This is a genomic window from Psychrobacter sp. AT9, from assembly GCF_047272965.1.
GTDB classification, from domain to species: Bacteria; Pseudomonadota; Gammaproteobacteria; order Pseudomonadales; family Moraxellaceae; genus Psychrobacter; species Psychrobacter glaciei.
Genome location: NZ_JBKOTW010000001.1, coordinates 708,498 through 732,861 on the forward strand (window position 1 = coordinate 708,498; position 24,364 = coordinate 732,861).

At 43.5% G+C, this 24,364-nt stretch carries 22 protein-coding genes and 1 tRNA gene; 14 read left to right on the forward strand and 9 right to left on the reverse strand.

The window, feature by feature from the left end; genetic code table 11:
* From ACMFL8_RS02995 to ACMFL8_RS03010, 4 genes are all read left to right on the forward strand, one after another.
* Nucleotides 1-963, forward strand: a complete 963-nt coding sequence (locus ACMFL8_RS02995) for an ABC transporter ATP-binding protein (RefSeq protein ID WP_189586204.1) — start codon at nucleotides 1-3, stop codon at nucleotides 961-963.
* Nucleotides 964-995: 32 nt separating this feature from the next.
* On the forward strand, nucleotides 996-1,769 hold the full coding sequence (locus ACMFL8_RS03000; RefSeq protein WP_189586377.1) for an ABC transporter permease: 774 nt from the start codon (nucleotides 996-998) through the stop codon (nucleotides 1,767-1,769).
* Between the two features lie 106 nt (nucleotides 1,770-1,875).
* Nucleotides 1,876-2,751 carry an NADPH-dependent 7-cyano-7-deazaguanine reductase QueF gene (gene queF, locus ACMFL8_RS03005; protein ID WP_194621044.1) on the forward strand — a complete coding sequence of 292 codons (876 nt, stop codon included), beginning with the start codon at nucleotides 1,876-1,878 and terminating at the stop codon, nucleotides 2,749-2,751.
* An 84-nt stretch (nucleotides 2,752-2,835) separates the two neighbouring features.
* Nucleotides 2,836-3,237 (forward strand): lysozyme inhibitor LprI family protein, encoded by a 402-nt coding sequence (locus tag ACMFL8_RS03010; protein WP_194621043.1) that lies wholly within the window; start codon nucleotides 2,836-2,838, stop codon nucleotides 3,235-3,237.
* A gap of 87 nt (nucleotides 3,238-3,324) precedes the next feature.
* On the opposite strand, the gene ACMFL8_RS03015 is transcribed toward ACMFL8_RS03010, so the two are convergent.
* The gene (locus tag ACMFL8_RS03015) at nucleotides 3,325-5,043 is read right to left on the reverse strand and encodes a proline--tRNA ligase (protein ID WP_194621042.1); all 1,719 of its coding nucleotides are present in this window, start codon (nucleotides 5,041-5,043) and stop codon (nucleotides 3,325-3,327) included.
* Between the two features lie 642 nt (nucleotides 5,044-5,685).
* Between ACMFL8_RS03015 and ACMFL8_RS03020 the strand changes: the two genes are divergently transcribed.
* Nucleotides 5,686-6,453, forward strand: a complete 768-nt coding sequence (locus tag ACMFL8_RS03020; RefSeq protein WP_194621041.1) for a DUF4230 domain-containing protein — start codon at nucleotides 5,686-5,688, stop codon at nucleotides 6,451-6,453.
* A gap of 295 nt (nucleotides 6,454-6,748) precedes the next feature.
* Nucleotides 6,749-6,973: a hypothetical protein gene (locus ACMFL8_RS03025; RefSeq protein WP_194621040.1), complete on the forward strand. Its 225-nt coding sequence runs from the start codon at nucleotides 6,749-6,751 to the stop codon at nucleotides 6,971-6,973.
* A gap of 82 nt (nucleotides 6,974-7,055) precedes the next feature.
* On the opposite strand, the gene ACMFL8_RS03030 is transcribed toward ACMFL8_RS03025, so the two are convergent.
* The gene (locus ACMFL8_RS03030; protein ID WP_413190052.1) at nucleotides 7,056-8,678 is read right to left on the reverse strand and encodes a cryptochrome/photolyase family protein; all 1,623 of its coding nucleotides are present in this window, start codon (nucleotides 8,676-8,678) and stop codon (nucleotides 7,056-7,058) included.
* Nucleotides 8,679-8,849: 171 nt separating this feature from the next.
* On the opposite strand from ACMFL8_RS03030, the gene ACMFL8_RS03035 reads away from it, so the two are divergent.
* The 8 genes from ACMFL8_RS03035 (at nucleotide 8,850) to ACMFL8_RS03070 (ending at nucleotide 17,936) form a co-directional block, all read left to right on the forward strand.
* The gene (locus ACMFL8_RS03035) at nucleotides 8,850-9,521 is read left to right on the forward strand and encodes a phosphoribosylanthranilate isomerase (protein WP_194621038.1); all 672 of its coding nucleotides are present in this window, start codon (nucleotides 8,850-8,852) and stop codon (nucleotides 9,519-9,521) included.
* Nucleotides 9,522-9,713: 192 nt separating this feature from the next.
* Nucleotides 9,714-10,916, forward strand: coding sequence for a tryptophan synthase subunit beta (gene trpB, locus ACMFL8_RS03040; RefSeq protein ID WP_189586380.1), 1,203 nt, complete (start codon nucleotides 9,714-9,716; stop codon nucleotides 10,914-10,916).
* Nucleotides 10,917-11,000: 84 nt separating this feature from the next.
* Complete coding sequence (locus ACMFL8_RS03045; RefSeq protein ID WP_189586233.1) at nucleotides 11,001-11,702, forward strand: hypothetical protein; 702 nt, start codon at nucleotides 11,001-11,003, stop codon at nucleotides 11,700-11,702.
* A 77-nt stretch (nucleotides 11,703-11,779) separates the two neighbouring features.
* A complete protein-coding gene (gene trpA, locus ACMFL8_RS03050) occupies nucleotides 11,780-12,604 on the forward strand; it encodes a tryptophan synthase subunit alpha (RefSeq protein ID WP_413190053.1) in 825 nt (274 codons plus the stop codon).
* Nucleotides 12,605-13,071: 467 nt separating this feature from the next.
* Complete coding sequence (gene accD, locus ACMFL8_RS03055; RefSeq protein ID WP_413191362.1) at nucleotides 13,072-14,034, forward strand: acetyl-CoA carboxylase, carboxyltransferase subunit beta; 963 nt, start codon at nucleotides 13,072-13,074, stop codon at nucleotides 14,032-14,034.
* A 182-nt stretch (nucleotides 14,035-14,216) separates the two neighbouring features.
* On the forward strand, nucleotides 14,217-15,572 hold the full coding sequence (gene folC, locus ACMFL8_RS03060; protein WP_413190054.1) for a bifunctional tetrahydrofolate synthase/dihydrofolate synthase: 1,356 nt from the start codon (nucleotides 14,217-14,219) through the stop codon (nucleotides 15,570-15,572).
* Between the two features lie 335 nt (nucleotides 15,573-15,907).
* On the forward strand, nucleotides 15,908-17,110 hold the full coding sequence (locus ACMFL8_RS03065; protein WP_413190055.1) for an SPOR and LysM peptidoglycan-binding domain-containing protein: 1,203 nt from the start codon (nucleotides 15,908-15,910) through the stop codon (nucleotides 17,108-17,110).
* A gap of 295 nt (nucleotides 17,111-17,405) precedes the next feature.
* On the forward strand, nucleotides 17,406-17,936 hold the full coding sequence (locus ACMFL8_RS03070; protein ID WP_194621033.1) for a DUF2726 domain-containing protein: 531 nt from the start codon (nucleotides 17,406-17,408) through the stop codon (nucleotides 17,934-17,936).
* Between the two features lie 36 nt (nucleotides 17,937-17,972).
* On the opposite strand, the gene ACMFL8_RS03075 is transcribed toward ACMFL8_RS03070, so the two are convergent.
* The 7 genes from ACMFL8_RS03075 to gatC form a co-directional block, all read right to left on the reverse strand.
* Nucleotides 17,973-18,923, reverse strand: coding sequence for a DUF1853 family protein (locus ACMFL8_RS03075; RefSeq protein WP_413190056.1), 951 nt, complete (start codon nucleotides 18,921-18,923; stop codon nucleotides 17,973-17,975).
* A gap of 102 nt (nucleotides 18,924-19,025) precedes the next feature.
* Complete coding sequence (locus tag ACMFL8_RS03080; RefSeq protein ID WP_413190057.1) at nucleotides 19,026-19,205, reverse strand: hypothetical protein; 180 nt, start codon at nucleotides 19,203-19,205, stop codon at nucleotides 19,026-19,028.
* A 102-nt stretch (nucleotides 19,206-19,307) separates the two neighbouring features.
* Nucleotides 19,308-20,465: a hypothetical protein gene (locus tag ACMFL8_RS03085; RefSeq protein ID WP_413190058.1), complete on the reverse strand. Its 1,158-nt coding sequence runs from the start codon at nucleotides 20,463-20,465 to the stop codon at nucleotides 19,308-19,310.
* Between the two features lie 243 nt (nucleotides 20,466-20,708).
* Nucleotides 20,709-20,785, reverse strand: a tRNA-Pro gene (locus ACMFL8_RS03090).
* Between the two features lie 108 nt (nucleotides 20,786-20,893).
* The gene (gene gatB / locus ACMFL8_RS03095) at nucleotides 20,894-22,420 is read right to left on the reverse strand and encodes an Asp-tRNA(Asn)/Glu-tRNA(Gln) amidotransferase subunit GatB (protein WP_413190059.1); all 1,527 of its coding nucleotides are present in this window, start codon (nucleotides 22,418-22,420) and stop codon (nucleotides 20,894-20,896) included.
* Nucleotides 22,420-23,916, reverse strand: a complete 1,497-nt coding sequence (gene gatA, locus ACMFL8_RS03100; protein ID WP_413190060.1) for an Asp-tRNA(Asn)/Glu-tRNA(Gln) amidotransferase subunit GatA — start codon at nucleotides 23,914-23,916, stop codon at nucleotides 22,420-22,422. The genes gatB and gatA overlap by 1 nt, the downstream gene beginning before the upstream one ends.
* Nucleotides 23,917-23,986: 70 nt before the next feature.
* Nucleotides 23,987-24,301 carry an Asp-tRNA(Asn)/Glu-tRNA(Gln) amidotransferase subunit GatC gene (gatC, locus tag ACMFL8_RS03105; protein ID WP_210541387.1) on the reverse strand — a complete coding sequence of 105 codons (315 nt, stop codon included), beginning with the start codon at nucleotides 24,299-24,301 and terminating at the stop codon, nucleotides 23,987-23,989.
* Nucleotides 24,302-24,364 lie beyond the last annotated feature (63 nt).

A 24,364-nucleotide genomic window follows, 5' to 3' on the forward strand; every position in this document is an offset into this window, starting at 1 on the left:
ATGTCTGAGGCACCAGCGCTTACGATAAAAAATTTATCCAAGACTTATGACAATGGCTTTTCGGCATTGAAGGGAGTAGATCTCACAGTACCACAAGGTGGATTCTTTGCGTTACTTGGTCCCAACGGGGCGGGTAAATCAACAATGATTGGCATCATCAGCTCACTTTTTAAGCCCACAACAGGCAGTGTGCATATTTTTGGCAATGACTTGTTAGAGAACCCTTCGGTTGCTAAGCAGTATCTTGGCGTAGTACCGCAAGAGTTTAACTTTAATATGTTCGAAAAAGTCGAAGATATTCTGATTACACAAGCAGGCTATTTTGGTATTTCTGCCAAAGAAGCAAAACCTCGGGCCGAGAGACTATTGACCGCCCTTGGTTTATGGGACAAGCGCGACAGTATGTCACGCGAGCTGTCAGGTGGTATGAAACGTCGTTTGATGATTGCCCGAGCGTTGATCCACAAGCCTAAACTATTGATTCTCGATGAACCAACCGCAGGGGTAGATATTGAGCTGCGCCGTTCTATGTGGGAGTTTATGCAGCAGATTAATATCGAAGAGAACACCACGATTATTCTGACCACTCATTATCTTGAAGAGGCAGAGCAGCTCTGTAAGCGTATCGCTATTTTAGACCATGGTGAGATTCGAATTAATACGGATATGAAGGATTTGCTCGCGCAGTTATCGGTTGAGACCTTTGTCTTTGATATTTCTACTCCGCTTGAGCATCCGTTACAATTAACAGGTGTCACCGAAGTGACGCAGCCAGACGATTTTACGCTTGAAGTGACCTTAACAGAAGGTGAGTCATTGAATGGCGTGTTTGCGCAATTGTCTGAGCAAGGTATTACGATTGCTAGTATGCGTAATAAATCCAATCGGTTAGAAGAGTTGTTTATGCGCCTTGTCGACAAAAATATCCAGAATGGAGACAGTATGAAGGAGTCAGGACTATGAATCAGAAAATAGTAGTAGACCCTAGTGACAGCATGTCATGGTCCAAAAAATGGATTGCTTTTCAGACGATTTTGCTAAAAGAAGTGCGCCGTATTTTACGTATTTGGCCACAGACTTTATTGCCACCCGTAATTACTATGACGCTATACTTCGTTATCTTCGGTAGGATGATAGGCGATAGAGTGGGTGAGATGGGCGGTGTGCCTTATATGCAATTCATCGTTCCTGGTCTTATTATGATGGCGGTGATTACCAATAGTTACTCTAATGTGGTCTCCAGCTTTTTTAGCGCCAAGTTTACTTCGAGTATTGAGGAGCTGTTGGTTTCTCCTGTCTCTAAGCACGCTATCTTGATGGGTTATGTCAGCGGTGGTATCTTCCGCGGCTTGGCCATCGCTATTATCGTCTCCATCGTCGCGCTATTTTTTACAGATCTTGGCATTGAGCATTTATTTGTGACGGTATTTACTGTGCTTGGCACTTCGATACTCTTTTCGCTTGGCGGCTTTATTAACGCCGTCTTTGCTCGCTCATTTGATGATATTTCTATTATTCCAAGCTTTGTATTAACCCCTTTAACTTTTTTGGGTGGGGTATTTTACTCAATGGAAGGGTTATCAACATTTTGGCAAACTGTCTCCTTACTCAATCCCATTGTCTATATGGTAAACTCGTTTCGCTACGGGATTTTAGGGTATTCTGATGTCAATGTCTGGTATTCAATGGCAGCGATTTTTGTATTCTGTGTGGTGTTTTATATCATCTCGTATCGTCTGCTCAGTGATGGTTCGCGTGTGCGTTTATAATGTCTATGATTTAACTTATGATGTCTATGATTTAAAAGACAGCGCATGCACTGTCTGATTAGTATTTTTAGAATCAATTTTTAACTGTTCAATATTAGGAAGACAGATGAGTATTCACGGCATCTTGGGTGAGCAAACCACCGACTATCCAACTGAGTATAGTCCAGAAACCTTGTATCCTATTGCCCGCAGTATGGGGCGCGCTGCTATTGGCTGGCAAGACGATAAGTTGATGGTTGGCGTCGATTGGTGGCAGGCATTCGAGATGTCTTGGCTTAACCAGCAAGGTATTTCACAGGTTGCCATCGCGCGCTTTAGTATACCCGCTAGTTCTCCATTTATCGTCGAGTCAAAATCACTCAAGCTATATCTAAACAGTATCAACTTTACTGAATTTACTAATTGGGTAGAAGTGCAGACGCTGATTGCCAAAGATTTATCCGCCTGCGTGCAAGCAGACGTACAAGTTGAGTTGTTTGGTCTAAATGATGACCTGAATGATAAAGCAACAGGCTTATTGATTGCTCAGCCTGAGGGTGTCTGTATCGATGATGCCTTAGCAGGTAGCAATGATAAAATCGCATTATGCGAGCATCCTGATGCATCGTTATTGAGTGAGGCCAAAGCGCATGCTAATTTTGAGATAGACAGCACTCAGCATTATAATTTTTATTCAAATCTATTGCGTAGTAATTGTCCGGTGACCAATCAGCCCGATTGGGGCACGCTTGCGGTTTCGATTATCAGTGATAAGACATTCGACGAAGCTGCAATGCTGCGTTATATTTTAAGTTTCCGTCAGCACAATGGCTTTCATGAACAGTGTGTGGAGCAAATATTCGCTGATTTGAGTCAGTACTATGAGCCAAGCGAGCTGATGGTTCGTGCGTGGTATACGCGCCGAGGCGGTATCGATATCAACCCTTGTCGCGTGAGTGATATAAGCTTATTGCCGAAGCCAAGCCGCTTAATTCGTCAGTAGACTAAGAGTGCTTGCTAATATTCATCAAATCCGTTTATATACTTATATAGGCAAATGTTATTTTGCTTTGCTTGGGAGGTCGAGATGAAAGATGCAACTGGTTTTTTGACGGCGCTAGCAGTAGCTGCTTTGTCTGTTTCTCTCATGCAATCGGCACAAGCGGAGTTTATCGAAAATCAATATAACTGTGAAGACGCTTATATGGAAGTGGCTTATGATTGTGGTAACGATGCGATTATAGTCGAAAAAAATCGTCTTAATAAAGTTTATATGAGTGCTTATCGTACTTTGAATACGACACAAAAAGAGCAGTTGGATAAAGAGCAGCGTATATGGTTAAAGGATCGTAATGATAAGTGTGACTTTGAATACGAAGGTCCAATGAATAATTCTGTGGTGTACGCCCAGATTTACGCTAATGTCTGTACTGCTAATGAGAGTCAGAAACGTAGTAAGGCGATTGCTAAAAAATATAATATCAAATAACAATTTTCATTTTTTTATAAGTAAAAAAAGCGCCTATCTCATTAATCGAGATAGGCGCTTTTTATGGCACAGTCTGTGCTAATCAGACTATTTGCCGCTTACTTTTGCTATGACTTCTTCACGGCTAAGCATTTGCTTTTCTGTTTCACGGCGATTGACGTACTCGTATTTGTCTTCAGCAAGATTGCGGTCAGAGACCACGATACGATGCGGAATACCAATCAATTCAAGATCAGCAAACTTAACGCCTGGACGCTCGTTACGATCGTCGAGCAACACATTGACACCTTGAGACTTTAGCTCTTCATACAGCGCAGTAGCGGTTTGCATGACGGTCTCTTCTTTCGACTTCATCGGTATGATAGCCACTTCGAACGGTGCAATCGAGTCAGAAACAGTCGGCGTTTTTGGCCACATGATACCGTTTTCATCGTTGTTCTGTTCGATTGCAGCGGCGATGATGCGACTAACACCAATACCATAGCAACCCATCATTAGGGTAACTGGCTTGCCATCTTCACCTGAAACCTTACAGTTCATCGCTTGTGAATACTTATCACCCAGTTGGAAGATATGACCCACTTCGATACCGCGTTTGATTTTTAGGCTACCTTTACCGTCAGGAGAAGGATCGCCCTCTTGCACATTTCGAACATCGACGATGCGGGTGAGACGGGTATCTCTTGCCCAGTTCATGCCAATAGTGTGCTTGTTAACTTCATTCGCACCAGTGACAAAGTCTGATAAGGCTGCTGCCGAGCGATCGACAAACACAGGCATATCTAAGTCAACACCGATATAACCTTTATGCAGACCAGCTGCTTTCAGTTCTTCATCAGAAGCTAGCGTCAACGGCACGTTGGCTTCTTCGATTTTTTCTGCTTTGATGGTGTTTAATTGATGATCACCGCGCAGCACAATCGCAATCAGCTGTGGCTCATCGTCTTCGGTATGACCATGGACGATTAAGGTTTTAACCGTGGTTGATAATGGGATGTCTAAGTGTTCTGCAACCATTTTACAGCTGGTCATATCTTCGGTTAAGACGTCTTCACGTGCCATCTTAGGCGGCTGACGCTCAGCAGTGCTGACAGATTCTGCTAGTTCAACGTTGGCTGCATAGTCAGATGAGTCTGAGAATGCAATATCATCTTCGCCACTGTCTGCCAAGACATGGAATTCATGCGAGGCAAAACCACCGATAGAGCCTGTGTCCGCTTGTACTGCACGGAAATCTAAGCCCAAGCGGGTAAAGATACGCGTATAAGCGTCATACATATCATGATAAGTTTTAGCCAGTGAGGCCTGATCAACATGAAATGAATAAGCATCTTTCATGGTGAACTCACGCGCACGCATCACGCCAAAACGTGGACGAATCTCATCACGAAATTTACCTTGAATCTGAAAGAAGGTAATCGGTAGCTGTTTATAACTACGTAGCTCGCCCTGAGCAAGATTGGTGATGACTTCTTCATGGGTTGGACCAAGCACAAAATCGCGATCATGGCGGTCTTTAAAGCGCAACAGCTCAAGACCGTAATCATCAAAACGTCCGGTCGTTTGCCAGAGTTCTGCTGGCTGAGTCATTGGCATGAGCACTTCTTGTGCACCGACATTTTGCATCTCTTCACGAACAATACGTTCGACTTTTTGTAAGATGCGCAGCCCCATGGGCAACCAAATATACAGTCCAGAAGCGATTTTGCGAATAAGACCGGCGCGCACCATCAACTGGCTAGAGGCGATATCAGCATCACTAGGGGTTTCTTTTAGAGTGGCAAACAAAAATTGACTGGCTTTCATAAATAAAGCGTAACCTTATCAACGATAAAAAAAATAAGAAATAGTAGGATGTTGAGCGTGTGGCTGAGAGTTTCAGAACCGCCGCAAGCTTACCTTTATTACTTGGTAATAGGCTAGGACATCGCCTAGCTAAAGGATGATTTCACAAAAAATACTTCAGTAACTACTTCCTGCATACAGCAGGGGAAGTTTTTAATTTATGCATCAATATATCGGGCTATTCAAACACCAATTTTCAGGTTAGAAGCCCGAAAAATAAATATATGCTGACATTTTTGTTCATGCAATCTGACTATGTTAGGTAAAGTTTGCCTAAGACGCAATGACTTTTTGTTTTTTCAGGCCGAACGTGACGTAAACAGGTAAATATCACCACAGTAACCCGATGATTTACTGATTTTAAAGGCATTTGTGTGGAAATGTGCGGAAAGATATCGTGCTTTACATAGAGGTATTCATTAAAAATTATGTAGAGGATTGGTAGTTATTACTTGAAGTCGTTGCTCAAAAATAGCATTTATCATTTAGGACGTGATCTTTTGTATAGTCCTAAATGTATAGTCCTAAATGTGTAGTCCTAAATGTGTAGTCCTAACTGTGTGTAGTTATAAAAATAAACGATGAAACTTTAAAGGTGCTTATATGAACCGTCCTGATAATCGCTCTCCTGTTGATAACCGTTCGACTAACACACAAGCGAAAAAACCCATTGCTTTGATGTCGTGGCTGGTGTTACTTATTGGGTTGGTCGCTATCGTTTTTGCTATTTATACTGCGCAAAATATAACTGAAGAAGCGCCGATAGAGACCATCACTCGTGAGGGTGTGGTCACGAAGATTCAGCAGCTCAATCGCCTACAAACGGTCGCCTTTAGCGTAGATACTGTCATCACAAGCCAGCGTCCAGGGAGCTGGATGAAGTTATGGCAAGATGAGCAAAAGGGCTTGTTTATCGCCCGTGGTCGCGTAGAGGCAGGGATTGATCTGAGTGCATTGACGCCTGGAATGGTGCAAGTGATACCACCTACTACAGCACAAATTAATGCCACACTAGAGGAAGCGCAGGAAGGCGATAATAATACATCAGCTACTCCAGCTTCTATAATGCCGCAGATTAATATTACTTTGCCACCTTCAGAGATATTTTCAGTCTATTTGGATGATATCGAGATTTATGATTGGCAGACAGGGGCTTTTGGCATGATGCAAGTTGATCCTAAAATATTTGACCAAGCTCAAAGCATGGCAAAAAAAGAAGTGTTAGAGCGTGCCTGCCGTGGTGATGTCATGAATATGGCACTACAGAACGCCCAAACGCAGTTGCAGCAACTGTTTGCGTTGACAGGTGCAATTGTGACGGTTACCACTCAAGGGGCAGGCGCGTGTCAATTGCCAGTAAGTACGTCGTAGATTTTGAGACCTAAATGCTTATTGAGGGCTCTAGTCAAGGCATCTCTTCATTTGTAGCCCACTTAGTTGTTTCCATTCAGATTGAGGACACGCCCTAATATTTTTAGTTTAAAATTATCGATAACCACGCTATCATAGTGGTATATAATGAATTTATTCTAAAAAAAGAATAAAGTACTACTGAAATTGATTTTTCAAAGGCTACGTCTAAATGATGACAAGTCCTAGAAAAATTTATACCAGTCTTATAAATATTGATGATAAGAAAACTCATATAATATAAGAGGTGATGCATATGACAATTTTCAATAATCAACCTGCTGCTAATGATAAGCGCGATAAATCGAATAAAAACCTCAAGCTGACAGAAAGACTTCCGTTTGCGACATGGATATTGTTAATTATCAGCTTCACCTTATTAGCATTTGCTTTATATAGCATTCTAATAAAAACATTAGAGACGCCAAATAACACTCACAATGTTGATGTTCCCGAAAGCACTATGACGGAAGTTAAGTAGCGAAGCGGTTAGTCAGTCACGTGTTTTTTAGCCAATAGACCTTATTCTATGAATATTCGTCTCCCTATGATGCCGTGCTTCATTATTTTTTAAATTCAGCAATCGCCAGTTGCCGTACCGCTTTGTGTTCGACCATTGGTGCGGGGTAATCTACCTTCCCAAACATATCGTCGGTGTTGATAGCTTTACGTATTTTGTCTTCGCTATGCAAGGTGCTGGCAGGCATATCCTTTAATTCAAGTAACCATTCCTTTATAAATTCCCCATCAGGGTCATGCGTTTTGGCTTGGCTAAAGGGATTCATAATACGGAAGTAGGGTGCAGAGTCCGTACCGGTCGAGGCGCTCCATTGCCACCCGCCATTATTTGAGGCAAAGTCGCCGTCTATCAGCTGCTGCATAAAATAACGCTCGCCCCACCGCCAATCAATCAATAAGTCTTTGGTCAAAAACATCGCGGTGACCATGCGCAAGCGATTGTGCATAAACCCCGTGGCATTTAAGCACCGCATCGCGGCATCGACTAAGGGCACACCAGTCCTGCCCGTACACCACGCATCAAAATCATCCTCATTGTATGACCAATTAATCTTAATATCGGTCTCGTGTTTATAAGCCTGATGCTGAATAAGCTTTGGTTTATCCGCTAATACATGACGATAAAAGTCTCGCCACGCCAGCTCACTGATCCAGCGGTTAATATCTTCATTGTCGCCATCATTACCATGCAGTTTCTCTTGTGCTTTAGCGGCTTGCAAGTAGCAAAGTCTGGGACTGATGACCCCAATCGTCAGATACGCTGACAACTGGCTAGTGGCGTGCAAGCTTGGCACATCGCGGCTCACATCGTAGTTATGAATATCATCCGCAACGAATTGATCTAAGCGGTGACAGGCGGCGACTTCTCCAGCAGGATAGGCGTCACGTGCGTTAGTAAGCTGTGCCTCACTATCAATATGACTGAGCTGGGTATTATCTGCTAATGACTGTTGGTAGTCTTCAACCACTTTTTGGCTTAACGCTTCTATCGCGTCGACAGTATTGACGGCCTGTTTTGATATTTCCAAAGTAGCCTTGTTGCTATCGATAGCTAAAGCTTTATGCATTTGTATGTTGCTAACTTCTAAAGTATGCCGCCACTTTTTATAAAATGGGGTAAATACCTGATACATACTATTGTCATTGGTGGTGATGCTTTTCGGTGGTAAAATGCATTGATCATGCCAGCGTATAAATTCGATGTCGTTTTTTGCTAGCAGCTTGTTCGCTTGTGCATCGCGCTCAATCTCATTGCCCTCGTATTCATGATTGGCCATGACGCCGCTAATATTATTGGCTGCACATAAGGCGTTTAATGAATCCGCACAATCAGAGAAACTATCGCAAATCTGTACATGCAAGGTGATATTTAATTGTTTGTGCAAGTCATTTGCCAATATAGGCAAGGTACGGGCGATATGATCGAGTTGAACCAATGACATATCGTGCGTTTGCCATTGCTCAGGCGTGAGGAAAAATACAGCGCTTACTGATGCGTCATTATCATGGGCACGCTCACAAAGCGCTGCTAAAGCAGTGTTGTCATGTAGGCGTAGATCACGGCGAAACCACATCAAATAATGGGCGGGGCTAGTGCTGGTATTATCATTGTTATTGTCATCGTTGTTATCAATGGTATTGGTAGTTGCCGACGCAGTGTTAGACATTAAGTATCCTCATATTAATCAATCGCAATCATAAACAAAACTATGAATAAAAGTATGCTAGGATAAGTTTTTGGATGCAATTGATTTACTCATTGAGTAACAAATCCTCATCATTTTATGCTTAATCGCTATGACAGCCAATCACTGGCTGCTGTACTTTAAGGTCACACCATGCACGTGAAGTTTTGCGGGTTTACCGACGTAGCTGATATTCATACCGCCACCCAATTGGGTGTAGATGCGGTCGGCTTGGTATTCTATCCGCCCAGTCCGCGTGCTGTGACCATTGAACAAGCCAAAACCTTAAGCACCGCCGTTCCTGCCTTTGTCAGCGTCGTCGCCTTGGTGGTTAATATGTCACACGAAGCGCTGGTTGAACTGGCGGATAATGTCGCATTTGATATCATTCAATTCCACGGTGATGAAAGCCCTGAGCAGTGCCAACAATTGGCAAACGCGGTCAATAAACGCTGGATAAAAGCCTTACGTATCAATGCGGAGCAAGACACCCTTGCTAGCGTGAGCGCGTGTATTGATAGCTTTGCAGCGGCAGGGGCGAGTAGTATTTTGCTCGATGCCTATCATCAGCATAAATATGGCGGTACAGGTGCGCGCTTTGATTGGAGCCTTATCCCACATAATAGCTCGTTACCGATTGTCTTAGCGGGCGGTCTTGATGCCCAAAACGTCGCTGCGACGACAGCGCTACCCATTTATGCCGTTGATGTCAGCGGTGGCATCGAGGCAGCTAAAGGTAAAAAAGATGCTGCCAAAATGCGCGCCTTTATGAAAGCGGTCAAACGCGATCGATGGCAAAGCGTGACGGTCACTGACGCCATCTAAGCGATTCATAAAGCACCTTTATCCTTATTTGCTCGTTATTCCGATTTTCTGCTTAAATCTTATTTTTTCGTTCTCCACTATTTATATTAAAAAATACCACTTATTACAGTAGGAATTATCATGAGTCATGTCGCTAACAAAGATTTATCAGCCACGGCACAAGCCGTCAATACCTTTACCAATCCAACTGATGTGCAAGACTTCAATCAGTATCCCGATGCTCGTGGGCACTTTGGTGTGCATGGCGGTCGTTTTGTCTCTGAAACATTGATGGCAGCACTAGAAGAGCTAGAAGCGTTATATAACAGAGTTAAAAAAGACCCTGCATTTTGGGAAGAGTACCATAACGATTTGGTCAATTACGTCGGTCGCCCAACACCGCTTTATCATGCTAAGCGTCTCAGTGATGAGATTGGCGGCGCGCAAATTTACTTTAAGCGTGAAGACCTTAACCATACTGGTGCGCATAAGGTAAATAATACCATTGGACAAGCCTTGCTTGCCAAAATGAGCGGCAAGCAACGTATCATCGCTGAGACGGGCGCAGGGCAACATGGTGTTGCGACTGCAACGATTGCCGCACGTTTAGGGTTAGAATGTATCGTCTATATGGGTGCCGATGATGTCGAACGCCAAAAGATGAACGTTTACCGTATGCGTTTGCTTGGTGCGACAGTAGTGCCGGTCACTTCTGGCTCACGTACCCTTAAAGATGCGATGAATGAAGCGATGCGTGATTGGGTCACCAATGTCGATAGCACTTATTACATTATTGGTACGGTCGCTGGCCCGCATCCTTATCCTCTACTCGTGCGTGATTTCCAAGCGATTATCGGTAAAGAAGCGCGCATTCAGCATTTGCAAATGACTGGCAAATTACCAGACGCCCTAGTCGCCTGTGTCGGTGGTGGCTCAAATGCGATTGGTCTGTTCTTTGACTTCTTAAATGATACTGATGTCAAAATGTATGGCGTCGAAGCGACGGGCGACGGTATCGAAACGGGTCGTCATTCAGCGCCACTTGCTGCTGGTCGTATCGGCGTATTGCACGGCAATCGTACTTATCTAATGGCAGATGATGATGGACAGATTCAAGAGACGCATTCTATCTCTGCTGGTCTTGATTATCCTGGCGTTGGCCCTGAGCACAGCTTCTTAAAAGATATGAAGCGCGTTGAATATGTGGGCTGTACTGATAAAGAGTCGTTAGAAGGCTTTCATGAAGTGACGCGCAAAGAAGGTATCATCCCTGCGCTCGAATCTGCGCATGCCGTCGCTTATGCATTGAAGCTAGCTAAGACGATGACACCTGATCAAACGATTATTGTCAATATGTCGGGTCGCGGTGATAAAGATTTGCATTCAGTAATGAAGGCAGAAGGGATTGAGCTTTAGATTACTACGATTTTAGAGTTCCTATCATTCGAATCTACTTTAGTTCCATTATTAACTTGAGAGTTATCTGATGTTGAGGGTACGGTGAATCATAATTTATTTGAGCTAAATAGCTTTCCAGATAAGCTAACACTTAGCCTGCCCTTGAGCATTAATACGCTACTGCCTAAGAAAGAACTAAAGTTTTTTCAAAGTGAAAAGTTTGTTGATAGTATGCAACTAGCTTTGCTCTCGGTAGCGATCGGCTTTATTTTGTATCTAGCAGAGAAGTTCTTAGGTAGTAATGATTTATTAAAATTTCAATCCATTTTTGTTATATGTAGTATGTTCATGTTATGGCACATATTTTCTCATTACTTAGCATTTCGTAAAGAAAAAGGCCAAAACTTACCTAGTAAATATGTGGCAAAAAATATTGATTGGCATTTAGAACCTATTCTGTCTATTACCTCTGATAAATTAAGAGTCCTCTCAAATAGTCGCCGTAAAGAGAAAGTGATTTGTTTTGATAATATAGATGAAATTGTTTATAACATTGAAAAAGATGATAGTGGTATTTCAGTACTCTACAAGCCTAATACCAGTGAAAGGTTCGAGGATAATATTATTCCTGACTCACTTGATGGGGATGGGTTATCAGAATTTGTACTATTAAAGTCAACGCTTGGAAGTTATGTTTTAAACGATAATTTAGACAATCATTATCAGATTCATAGAATACAAGTAGCGTTATTATTAACTCATATACTCTATAACCGTACCGAACAGCTAAATATCGACTGGTAAGGTTATTAGTAGAGAGACTATGTGTGTTACGCGACTCAATAATAAAAGATTAACTTTAAATTAATTAAGAGAACACTATGACCCGAATTGAAAGCACTTTTAAAACGTTAAAATCACAAAATAAAAAAGCCCTTATTCCTTATGTAATGGCAGGCGATCCCAATCCAGAGACGACAGTAGGCTTGCTTCACGACTTAGTGAAGCATGGTGCAGATATGATCGAATTGGGCTTACCATTCTCTGATCCAATGGCTGATGGCCCAGTCGTTGCCTTAGCAGGTGAGCGTGCATTAGCCGCAGGTACCAGTACGCGTGATGCCTTAAAAATGGTCGCTGAGTTTCGTCAAACAGATACGCAAACGCCAATCATTTTAATGGGTTATCTCAACCCAGTTGAAATCATTGGTTATGATAACTTTGTTGCGCTGTGTGAGCAGTCTGGCGTCGATGGTATCTTGATGGTTGATTTACCACCAGCAGAGGCGGGCAGCTTTACCCAGCACTTAACTGACAACTCGATAAATGAGATTTTCTTACTATCACCAACCACTTTGCCTGAGCGCCGTAAGCAAGTATTAACCCATTGTGGCGGTTATATCTATTATGTGTCATTGAAAGGCGTGACAGGTTCAGCAACGCTAGATACAGCTGCCGTGGCGACCCAAGTCCAAGCCATTAAAGCCGCGACAGACCTTCCAGTATGTGTCGGGTTTGGTATCCGTGATGGGGCTTCTGCAAAAGCGATTGGTACTTATGCGGATGGTGTCATCGTTGGCAGTGCGTTGGTACAGAATTTTGCTGATATAGATGCGAGCGATGCGACGGCTGTTGCGGCTGCTCAGCAAAAGATCATGGCTAAGATGGACGAGCTACGCGGCGCGTTGGATAGCTTGAGCGCTTAGATTTATATAGTCATTGCCTTATATGGCGATCTCCTATAAACATCATCGGTAGAGCAGAATGGGTCGCGGTTGCTGATGGCAGGCGACTCACTGGCATTCATCATCGAAATTATATAAGTTCCACTGTGTGAACCTGAGAAATAGTCAGTAGCGTAGCCACGTTAATTTATGGTTTATAAAGACTTAATATTTATGAGCGCTTAGTATTTATAAACACAAGATCAAATGACTTTGCTAAATTTAGTTTACGAGTGTAAACTAATATAATTATGATAGTGGTTTTTAAAATAGCATTTATTGATACTCCTATCGCCGATCTTTATCCATAAGTACGATAGACTGCGATATGGATATGTAAACGTGTCCCATAACTGCTCATGTTATGCTGGTATTTGACACTTTGTTTAGACAACCATTAAACTCTCAAGGACAAGGGAATGAGCCAACTTGTCGATAAGCCTTTGATGATGGCAAATAATATGACTGATACAATAACAAAACCTGATATGACTAATCCTAATAATACTGAAAAAAACAACGTCGAGCCGAACGGCAACACCGCTGGGCAATCGTGGTTTAATCGTTCGGTACCAGGCATCAAGCAGCAATTGACGGCGCCTTTGACGGCAGTAGAAACCGAACCGTCAACCAAGTGCAGTAATTGTCATTCGATGATTACCAACACTGCCCTTATCTTTAACTGCTATGTATGCCCGCACTGCGATCATCATTTACCGATGAGTGCTCGCGAGCGTCTGCATTGGATATTGGATCAAGTAGATGGTGAGCTTGGGCAAGAGTTTACGGCAAAAGATCCGCTGAGATTCGTCGATAGTAAGCCATATCCAAAGCGTATGAGTGAAGCACAAGAAAAAACGGGCGAATCTGAAGCGCTGATTGTCATGTATGGTAAGTTGCGCAATCTTGACGTCGTCGCTTGTGCTTTTGATTTCCGCTTTATGGGCGGCTCTATGGGGTCAGTCGTCGGCGATCGATTTGTCCAAGCGGCTGAAAAAGCGCTTGAAGATAAAGTACCTCTAATATGCTTTGCAGCCTCAGGCGGTGCGCGTATGCAAGAAGGACTATTGTCTTTGATGCAAATGGCTCGTACCGCAGCGGCGATTGAACGCTTAAGAATTGCTGGCGTGCCGTATATCGTCGTGCTGACCAATCCCGTTTATGGCGGTGTGACCGCATCGCTCGCTATGCTCGGTGATATCCATCTGGCAGAACCAAAAGCCATGATTGGCTTTGCTGGCAAGCGCGTGATTGAGCAAACCGTCCGTGAGACATTAGAAGAGCCATTCCAGCGTGCCGAATTCTTGTTAGAGCATGGCGTGGTCGATGAAGTGGTACATCGTCATCAGCTTATCGATACCATTTATCGCTTGCTGGCGAAGTTATGCCGCGTTCCTAATGTTAGTGCTTAGCACCAAATAAACAGCGGATTAAGTTTATAAGTTTTATAACTGCTTAGCAGCGTGTTAATATCTCTAAAATATGCAAAACTCCTTAATAGCATTTATCGTCATATAACGGTAAATGCTATTTTTGGTTTTAGTTAGCAGATACACGGTTTTTATTTTCATAAAATTATATATAGGTTTGCGCCATGTCTGATTCTCAAGCTTCTAATCCCGCTAGCCCCAATGATAAAGCCGACTTAACGGAATGGCTTGATTATATGCAGCAGATACACGTCTCAGCGATAGATATGGGCTTGTCGCGCGTGTTGCCAGTCGCTGAAGCACTGGGTGTGGTACAGTCAGCGAAAGATGATGCTTATGTATTTACCGTGGCAGGCACCAATGGTAAAGGCTCAACGACGGCAGTGATTGCACAGATGTGCCAAGCAGCAGGCTATAAGACAGCTCTCTATCAATCACCGCATCTCAGCGCCTTTAATGAGCGGGTCCGCATCAATGGCGAAATGGTCAGCGACCAAACGTTGATAAATGCTTTTAACAAAGTAGAAGCGGCGCGGTTACAGTGTGCTTTGACCTTATCGTTTTTTGAGATGACGACATTGGCTGCTTTATTGATATTTTCCGAAGCTGATTGTGATGTATGGGTATTAGAAGTGGGACTCGGTGGGCGCTTAGATGTGGTCAATATCATTGATCCTGATATGGCAGTGATTACCAATATCGGCATCGATCATGTTGATTGGCTCGGTGACAATGTCGAAGATATTGGTCGCGAGAAAGCAGGAATCTTACGCAATGGTATTCCCCTGATTTACGGCGCTACCGACATGCCAACCAGCGTGCAACAGGCTATCGATAAGAATCAGGCGATTTGTTATCAAGTTGGCAAAGACTTCCATTATCGCGAGATTGATGCAATTACTTGGCAATATAGTAATGCCGCTGTTACTCTACAATTGCCACGACCAGCACTATCGTTAACCAATACTGCCAATGCCTTATCAGCAGTGTTAGCCAGTTCATTAGCTGTCGATATTGCTGCTATTGAGCAGGCGCTACAGACCGTTAAATTGGCAGGTCGCTTTGATTATCGAGAGTTAGAGAATCGTCACTGGCTATTTGATGTGGCACATAACGAGCAAGGGGTTGAGTTTTTATTGGCGCAATTATCACCGCTCTGGCAGCAGCATGTGGCGAAGCAAAGTAGTGATGAACAAACCAATAGCGCACCTGCAACTATTAAAATGCTATTTTCCATGCTTGCGGATAAAGATATCGACAATGTCGTGCAGCGTTTGACCGAATCAGGCTTGCCAATTAGTGATTGGTTCATCGCTGAAATTGATTATCCACGCGCGGCAAGTACTCAGCAGTTGCAAAATATCTTAAGCAACTATGTGGATAGTGCGCAGATACATGAGTTTAAACGTTTATCAGAAGCGACACAGGCCGTTATAAATAGCAGTCAACCACAAGATCTCATTGTCGTTTGTGGCTCCTTCCATACTATTGGTGAGGCATTGGCGGCACTTGAAAAATGAGAAATTAAGTGAAAATATGACGGGTTTAATGTTAATCTTAACAGCAGCGTGAGAGCAGACAGCATAAAAAATATACTTTATAATCAAAGAGCTTTTGCAAACAAAGAGGCTTTTTATAAGGTATTTTATAAAGTGTTTTGTAAAAAGTACTTTCATAAAGAATAGCTTTCATAAAAAAGTGCTGTTATAAATATGACATAATCTTTGAGAGAGGATGGCAGTAACTGGCGGCAGTGGCTATTTATCAAGACGACTGGTAGGATATTAGCTGATAGGGTTTTAACAATAACCGCGCTGACCAATCAACCTTATTACCAACTAAGAGACGTAAACGGATGAACTTTTCGAGACAAGCCTTATTGGGCATTGGGATGATTATCGGCGGTAGCGTGATGCTATATGCCATGGTACAACAAATTGGTGATGGTAATACATCCGAGCCAGCGACGGCAATGGTCGATAAGCCAAGTGCCGAGCAAGAGGCGCCGCAGCCACTGACCACTGACATCGACACTGAAAAGCGTATCCTGGCGCAAAAGCAAAAAGAACGTGCTGCGCGGGTAGCTGAGCAAGAAAAACGGGCGCAGCAGTTTTTGACGGAGCAAGAGACTGCGGAGGCGCAAGCCTTGGCAAAATCGCGTGCGGAAAATCAGCAGTATATAGCCAATAGTGCACCCGCTGCCGCCGATGACGACAGTTCAGAAGTTGCTCAAAATGTGGTTCAACCCTCAAGCGCACAGCCTAGTACTAATGATGAAGCAACTGCCGCGGCGACCAACACGAGCGATAGCGATAAGCAAAAGGCCGCTCAAGCCCAGCAACAAGAAGCCAAAAAACAGGCCGCACTAAAAGAACAAGCTGCCGCCAAAAAAGAAGCAGAAGCCAAACGCCAAGCGGAAGCTAAAAAGCAAGCTGATGCTCAGACCATGGCTGAAAAAAAGAAACAAGCGGTGGAACAAGCAGCAGAAGCCGCCAAAAATGAGCCACCAAAATCGCCTTCTGACTATCAAGTAAAAAGAGGTGATGGGCTGATAAAACTGGCGCGACAATACAACATGCCCGTAGAAGTTTTGGCACAAGCGAATAACCTTTCGCCATCGACATCGCTACAACTGGGTCAGAGTATTACTATTCCATCGCGTAAGCAGGTGGATCGTTTAGCACGTGAAGCAGTAGCAGCTGAACAGGCTCGTGAAGAAAAACGCAAAAAAGAAGACGCGCTCGCAAAAAAATCGACTGATGCCAAACGCGACGCTCAGCAAAAACTCAGTGAAGCCCGTAAAGAAGTCAAAGAAACCGATGCCAAAGGCAGCTTTGGGGTACAAGTTGCACTGGCGAATGACCAAGCTAAAGCCGATGAGCTGGCCAAAAAATTCAAATCAGCAGGCTATCAAGTGAAGACCAGCGCTACCAGTCGCGGCGTCCGAGTCGTCGTCGGTCCTGAGCGTGGCAAAGTCGCGGCCTTGGCATTAAAAGACAAAATTAATAGTGATCCCAAAGTAAATACGACGAGCGCTTGGGTACTTTACTGGCGTTAAGATAGAGGCTCGTCTACTATCATTAAATGATTACATCTGAATAGAAGAGATATTTTTCAAGATATTGGTTGGGTCTTTATTCGCTTTCTATCAAAACACGACAGTTACTGTCGTGTTTTTTGCTTTATAGATTGCCGATTGGCGCATCCTTAGTTAAGATGAGCGCCATTTTTATTATCTCTTTTTGTATAACCTGTCAGCCTATAAAGGTTGCCCTGCTGTGATCGGCCTGTCATGGATTCAGTGCGAATGATGACACTCAGCCAATCACTTTCATATTGTATAAGGTAAAACCATGTCATTTGGCGTTATATTTTTAATATTGGCTGTTGGGTTTTTAGGGCTGATTACCGTACCAAAGCTATTGAAAAAACCCCCAGTCGTTGAGCCTGATCCAAAGCCTGTACGTGGCGATGAGCTGGCTATTTGGCCATTTGCACCGATGCCCATCATGACCGATACCGAGGTAATATTTTTTAATAAGTTAAAAAATGCATTGCCGGAATATCATATATTTGTCCAAGTTCAGCTGTCACGCATCATCGAAGCCAATAGTGATGAGACCTCTGAGCGTAGCTTTTGGTTCAATCGTATCTGCCGTCAAAGCGTGGATTATGTGATCGTGGATGTCGATGCTCAGACTACATTAGTCGCTATAGAACTTGATGATTGGACGCATAGTAGCAAAGCACGTCAAAAAGCAGACGATAAAAAAGACAAAGCTCTAGCCAGTGCAGGCATTGCTATGGTTCGCTTTCACGCTGAGCGCATGCCCAGTGCCGATATGCTCAGATATGAGCTGATGCAAGTGATTGAGAGTTATTGAGCGTTAGTAGATAAAACTTTTAGGAAAAATACTTAATCAGTCGCTTTTCTCATCATGCTGCTTCGGGTAAATGACGATGGGTCTATCACCTTCAAAGTATAATCCTGTTTTTAAGATACCGTTTTCAGAATGGATAAGTACCGACGGACGTCCATCATAAAAGTCGCGTTTGCTAAACCATTCAATATAATGAGCAGCGCGCAACTCTTTGATATCAAGCGTCGCGAGAGTGCTCGTGTCGTACTTATCGCACCATTCGTGCATGGGAAAGCTTGGTGTTAGCCAAGACGTATGGACGAGATTAGTGATGTTCTTTGGTAAAAAGAATCTCCCTTTTATCACGCCATAACGCTTGTCGATTTTGACTTGCCCATGATTTTCGGTATCTACCCATACGGTGCGAAACTGCTTGGTTTGCATATGGGTCATTTTGCGCTGCAAATTGTCATTGGAGTTAATCCCCACCCAATTCTCCGGCTCAAACGGTGCTGATCCCATAAAAAACTTAATCGCCAGCTCCCAATGCTCGACCAGATTTTCCGCATGGTTATGCAATATCAAATCCAGCTCACCAGTCGTCTGTTTGCCGTTAAATAACTGGACGTTACTGGCTAGCGTCTCGTACGGATGCAATTTGCGCGCAAATCCATCCTCTAACCAAAATGACAGCAACCCCTCAAAGTGAAAACCTAGTCGATTGGGACTTGGGCGCTTGAGTAAATAACGGGTCAGCGCCTGATAAGCATTGGTAGTATCTAGCACTTCTAAACGCTGCTGATACGCCTCAAACTGCATTTGCCAAAAGCTTGCGCTATGTACGGCGATGGCATGGGTATTCTGATGTGGCGCAAAGTCCAGCCATTCGGTTAAGACGTTAGGGCATGCCAGCACATACGCCAGATCACGCACATAAGGTCGTCGGTACGCTTCCCAATGGGCAGCATCTATAAGGCGGGTAGATGTGGGTTGATCGACAGGCTCGGACATAGGATAAACCATCGTAACGTTGTAGCATTTACCCTAACTGTTGGCTCTATGAAAGTCTATAGGACACGAGTATCGGCTAGGGTAGTGCTTAGTTTTTTGACTTTAAAACATTATATTAATGTGATGGATATGAATACTGATATCAGGCGGTGATAGCAAGTAAGGCAATAGAATACTGAGTACTATTTTAAGTATTGGGAGTAGCAATTTTGATAAGTTGCTAGGCGCGTTATGCGGTGGCTGTTGTTCTAAATTATGTGAGGTATGATTTTGCTGAGTCATTATTTAGCTCCATATTTGCCGTAACTTGATTGATACGGCTGGTATGGATGTATTCTATGAAATAGGGTAGTTCGATAGTTCTATATAGAAAATGACAGAGTTCTATAGAACTTCATTAGCCTTCTTTAACCATTTTGCAATAAAGTCTTTTTTAACTGATAATCCCAACACTTCAGATTTTGCTTGAATAAGCTTATTAAATTCTCCATAAGGATCGGCTAGGTCTGCTTTATCATATTCAGCCATTTTGATAAGTGTGGTGACTAACGCTTGCATAGAACCTACACTTTTATGGTGTGTTGGCTCGTCACCAACTGAGTTATCTTCTAATTCAGCTTTGGTTTGTTCCAGTTGACTTTCAAGATATGCCACCTTTTCTTGAGCTTCTTTTAATTTGTCGTTACTAGCTTCTATCTGCTTACTAGATTTGTTATTGATTAAAGGTTTAGCTGGCTCAATAGCCATCCAATCATTAAATCCTCTAAAGAAATAGCCGTTTTGACCTAAGTAATCTTTTAAATCAGCAGCTAATATCTTATCTTCACAGATATGTAAATCGCCATCTTTTATTGCAAGCTCAATCATCAATTTATAACTAATATACTCTGAAAATACTTGAGTGAACTCAAGGTGACTTTGAAATTTTCGTATCTCTGTTGGACTATCACCTGACAGTAGGCAAGCTGCATACATAACGCTATAAGTATCAAGTACCGCCAATTTATCTCGAGCAAACTCATTTATATTAAGTTCGTGTATTTTATTATGCTCTGGGTTTTCAAGATCAAGACCATCGTCTGCAATCCTAAAGATATATGGATTAATCTCATTATTGTATTTTCTCGAAGCCTCACCTACTTGAAACATAACACTTCTATCAAAATCGATATTTAAATTTTGTATACATTCAATAGACTCTAACTCATCTATTGAAAATAAGAAGTCATCATTTAAATCATCCTCTTCACTGTATAAAAAATATTTACATAATGAGAACTTTATAGAATCGCAGTGTCTTAGGTATTCTCTAGTATTTAAATCAAAACCAAAATTTTCTCTATGAAGATCTTTACTATAGCTTTTACCATTTTGAGAGTAGTAAGAGGTTACTTGCTGGTCAAAATTTTCATCTATAAGATATGCAGCTATGCGTTCGATTTTTACATTAGGTCTAGTACTAAAGGAAATTAACTCTATAAAATCAGAAGCATAAATATACTTACTATCTTCTAATGATTTCTTATAACTTGAAAGCTCCATGATTTATAAACCCTTGAACGAAAATAGGCACAAGATAAGCCAGTACAAAGTATTGTGAATGGCTGATTTAGGATAGTTATCCCTAAACTTACGAAATATTTTATGCTAAATGTTAGTCTTAAAAGTTGACTAAAGTTTAACTTGTTGTTCCTCTATTGCATCATGTATTAGCTAACCAAATTTAGCACAAAAAAAAGCCAACCATTGAAAACAATGATTGGCTTTTCTCTTTACTACTATGTTTGGTCGGAACGGCAGGATTTGAACCTGCGACCACTACACCCCCAGTGTAGTGCGCTACCAGACTGCGCTACGCCCCGAATGACTGACTATTTTACGCAAAATTAGGCATATTGCAAGGGCTATTTATTTTAGCCAAAATCTATAACCTTAATTTACGTATCACAGTCAGCATAACCAATCAGCAATTAACCCAGTAGCTCTTTTAGAATTTGGTTGACTTGCTGCGGGTTGGCACTACCGCGACTGGCTTTCATGACTTGACCGACCAGACCGTTAAAGGCTTTTTCTTTACCGCCACGATACTCATCCACCATTGCTTCGTTTTTAGCAATGACTTCTTCAACGATGGCTTTGATAGCGCCCGTATCGGTTTCTTGCTTGAGACCTTTTTCTTCGATGATTTTGTCAGCGGCATCATCAGCATCGCCGCCCGCGCGTTCATACAGGGCGCTAAAGACTTTCTTAGCCAACTTGCCAGATAGGGTATCGTCTTTGATACGCGCTAGCATGCCAGCCAATTGCTTGGCGCTGATAGGGGAGTCGACGATGTCTTTATCGTCTTTATTCAGTGCACCTAGTAGATCGCCCATGACCCAGTTGCCTGCCATTTTGGCATCTGATTGTCCTATTTCAGCGACGACGTCTTCGAAGTAATCGGCTAGCTGACGGCTACCAGTCAAGATGCGAGCGTCATACTCTGACAGACCAAGCGCTTCTTCAAAGCGAGCACGACGAGCCACTGGTAGCTCAGGCATCGCAGCTTTGATCGCATCAACCGTATGCTGCTCGATACGAACAGGCAACAGGTCAGGATCAGGGAAGTAGCGATAGTCGTTGGCATCTTCTTTGGTACGCATGGTGCGGGTTTCATCGCGCTCTGGATCATATAGCATCGTTGCTTGCACGACTTTACCACCGTCTTCAACGATGTCGATTTGACGCTCGATTTCACGATTGATGGCGCGCTCGATAAAGCGGAACGAGTTTAAGTTTTTCAGCTCAGTACGCGTGCCCAATTCTGCACCAGGCTTACGCACAGAAACGTTACAGTCGCAGCGGAACGAGCCTTCTGCCATGACCGCATCTGAGATACCCAACCACGTGACCAGCTGATGAATGGCTTTGATATAAGCCAGTGCTTCGTGAGCAGAGCGCATGTCTGGCTCAGAGACGATTTCGATTAATGGTGTACCAGCACGGTTGAGATCGACACCTGTCATACCATCGACGGCATCATGGACAGATTTACCAGCATCTTCTTCTAAATGCGCGCGGGTGATACCCATACGTTTCGGATATTCGTTCTTTTCGCCTTCATTAACCACGACATCGATATACCCTTCGCCAACGATAGGGTTGGCCATTTGAGTAATTTGATAGCCTTTAGGCAAATCAGGATAAAAGTAGTTTTTACGGTCAAAGGTATTAAATAGACCCAGCTCAGCATTGACGCCAATGCCGAATTTTAGCGCACGATCGACCACGCCAGCATTTAGCACTGGCAAGACACCAGGCAGACCTAAATCTACAATACTGGCTTGTGTGTTTGGCTCGTGACCAAAGTCAGTGGGCGCGCTAGAGAATATCTTACTTTCAGTATTGAGCTGACAGTGAATCTCAATACCGATGACGACTTCATAGCCATCGACGAACAGCTCTTTACGCACAGCGTGCTCGCGAACGGCATTGTTATCAGTAGTTGCTGTGTTCATTATACCGTCTCCTTTGCGATGGCAGAGTGCTGTAGATGATGATCCGTATGCTGCTGGAATAGATGCGCAGTCGTGAGCAGTTGACTCTCTTGCCAATGCTTACCGATTAACTGTAAGCCAATAGGTAGGCCTTCTGAGTTTAAACCAACCGGCTGGCTCAGCGCAGGCAGACCGGCTAAGTTAACACCGATGGTATAAACATCGCCCAGATACATGGTGGCAGGATCGAGGTCTTCAGCAAGCTTGTAAGCAGCCGTTGGTGCCGTTGGGCTGGCGATGACATCACAGTTGGCAAAAGCGTCTTCGAAGTCTTTAACGATTAAGCGGCGGATTTTTTGTGCCTTAGTATAGTAAGCATCGAAGTAACCAGCAGATAACGCATAAGTGCCCGTCAAGATACGGCGCTGTACTTCAGGGCCAAAGCCTTCAGAACGTGAGCGCGTGTATAGATCGATGAGATCTTTTGGATTCTCACAGCGATAGCCAAAGCGTACACCATCGAAGCGTGACAGGTTTGATGACGCTTCTGCAGGGGCTAGCATGTAGTAAGTCGCCAACGTGATCTCAGGATCGGTGATATTGACTTCTACGATGGTTGCGCCCAGCTCTTCGTATTTTGTCAAAGCAGCGCGTACGGCTGTTTCTACTTCAGCATCAAGCCCTTTACTAAAGTATTCTTTAGCAACACCGATACGTAGACCAGCAAAGGGTTTATCACCAGCGGCTGCTTCTGCATCGTTGATGTCTTGTACGTAGTTTGGCATGTCATACTTGATAGACGTTGCATCGCGTGGATCGTGCCCAATCATTGGTTGCAATAGATAGGCGCAATCTTTGGCACTACGACCCATACTACCAGCTTGATCCAAACTTGAGGCATAGGCAATCATACCGAAGCGAGAGACGCGACCATAAGTGGGCTTGATACCGGTTAGACCACAAAATGACGCAGGCTGACGAATAGAGCCGCCCGTATCACTACCGGTTGCGACTGGCACGAAACCTGCGGCAACTGCGGCAGCACTACCACCTGATGAACCACCAGGGACGCGCTCTAGATTCCAAGGGTTTTGCACCGTACCATAGTATGAGCTGCTATTGTCTGAGCCCATCGCAAACTCATCCATATTGAGCTTACCAAGGCTAATCATGCCCGCTTTGTCGATGTTTGACACGATAGTGGCATCATAAGGCGAGATAAAGTTATGTAGCATTTTAGAGCCACAAGTGGTGAGCACCCCTTGGGTACAGAAGATGTCTTTATGCGCCATCGGTACGCCAAGTAGTGGGCGCTGATCGCCTTGCGCCCGCATCTCGTCCGCTGCTTGCGCTTGTGCGCGTGCTGTCTCAGACGTATGAGTGATAAAGCTATTAATCTTGCTGTCTAGCGCATCGATACGCTTGATATAGTGTTCTGTCAGCTCAAGGCTACTAAATTGTTTGTCTTGCAAGCCCGTAATAAGCTGCTGGGTACTTAATAAATGAAGTTCAGACATAAGGTGTCGTCCGTCAAAATGTTAATAGCATAAAATAAAATGAGACAAAGGCAGAAATAGAGCCGACCAACTATTCAATCACTTGAGGCACTAGGTACAAGCCCTCTTCAACTGCTGGCGCGACCGATTGGTTACGTTCACGATTGATATCGTGTTTGGCGACGTCGGCACGCAAGTCTTGGCAAGCTTCATGGATATTCGATAGTGGTTTAACATCAGTCGTGTCCACATTACCAAGCGTATGCATCAGTTTTAATACTTTGCTGATTTCGTTGGCATAGCTGTTGGCGGTCGTTTCATCGACACCCAAGCGCGCAAGGCTGGCAACTTCTAGGATTTCTTCACGGCTGACATTGCTGTCAGACGTTGCTGGTTGCTGTGACATAGTTTCTCCAGTGAAGGACAGTTTTTGTTAGAGTAAGTAGGTTTAAAAGTAGCGCTTAAAATA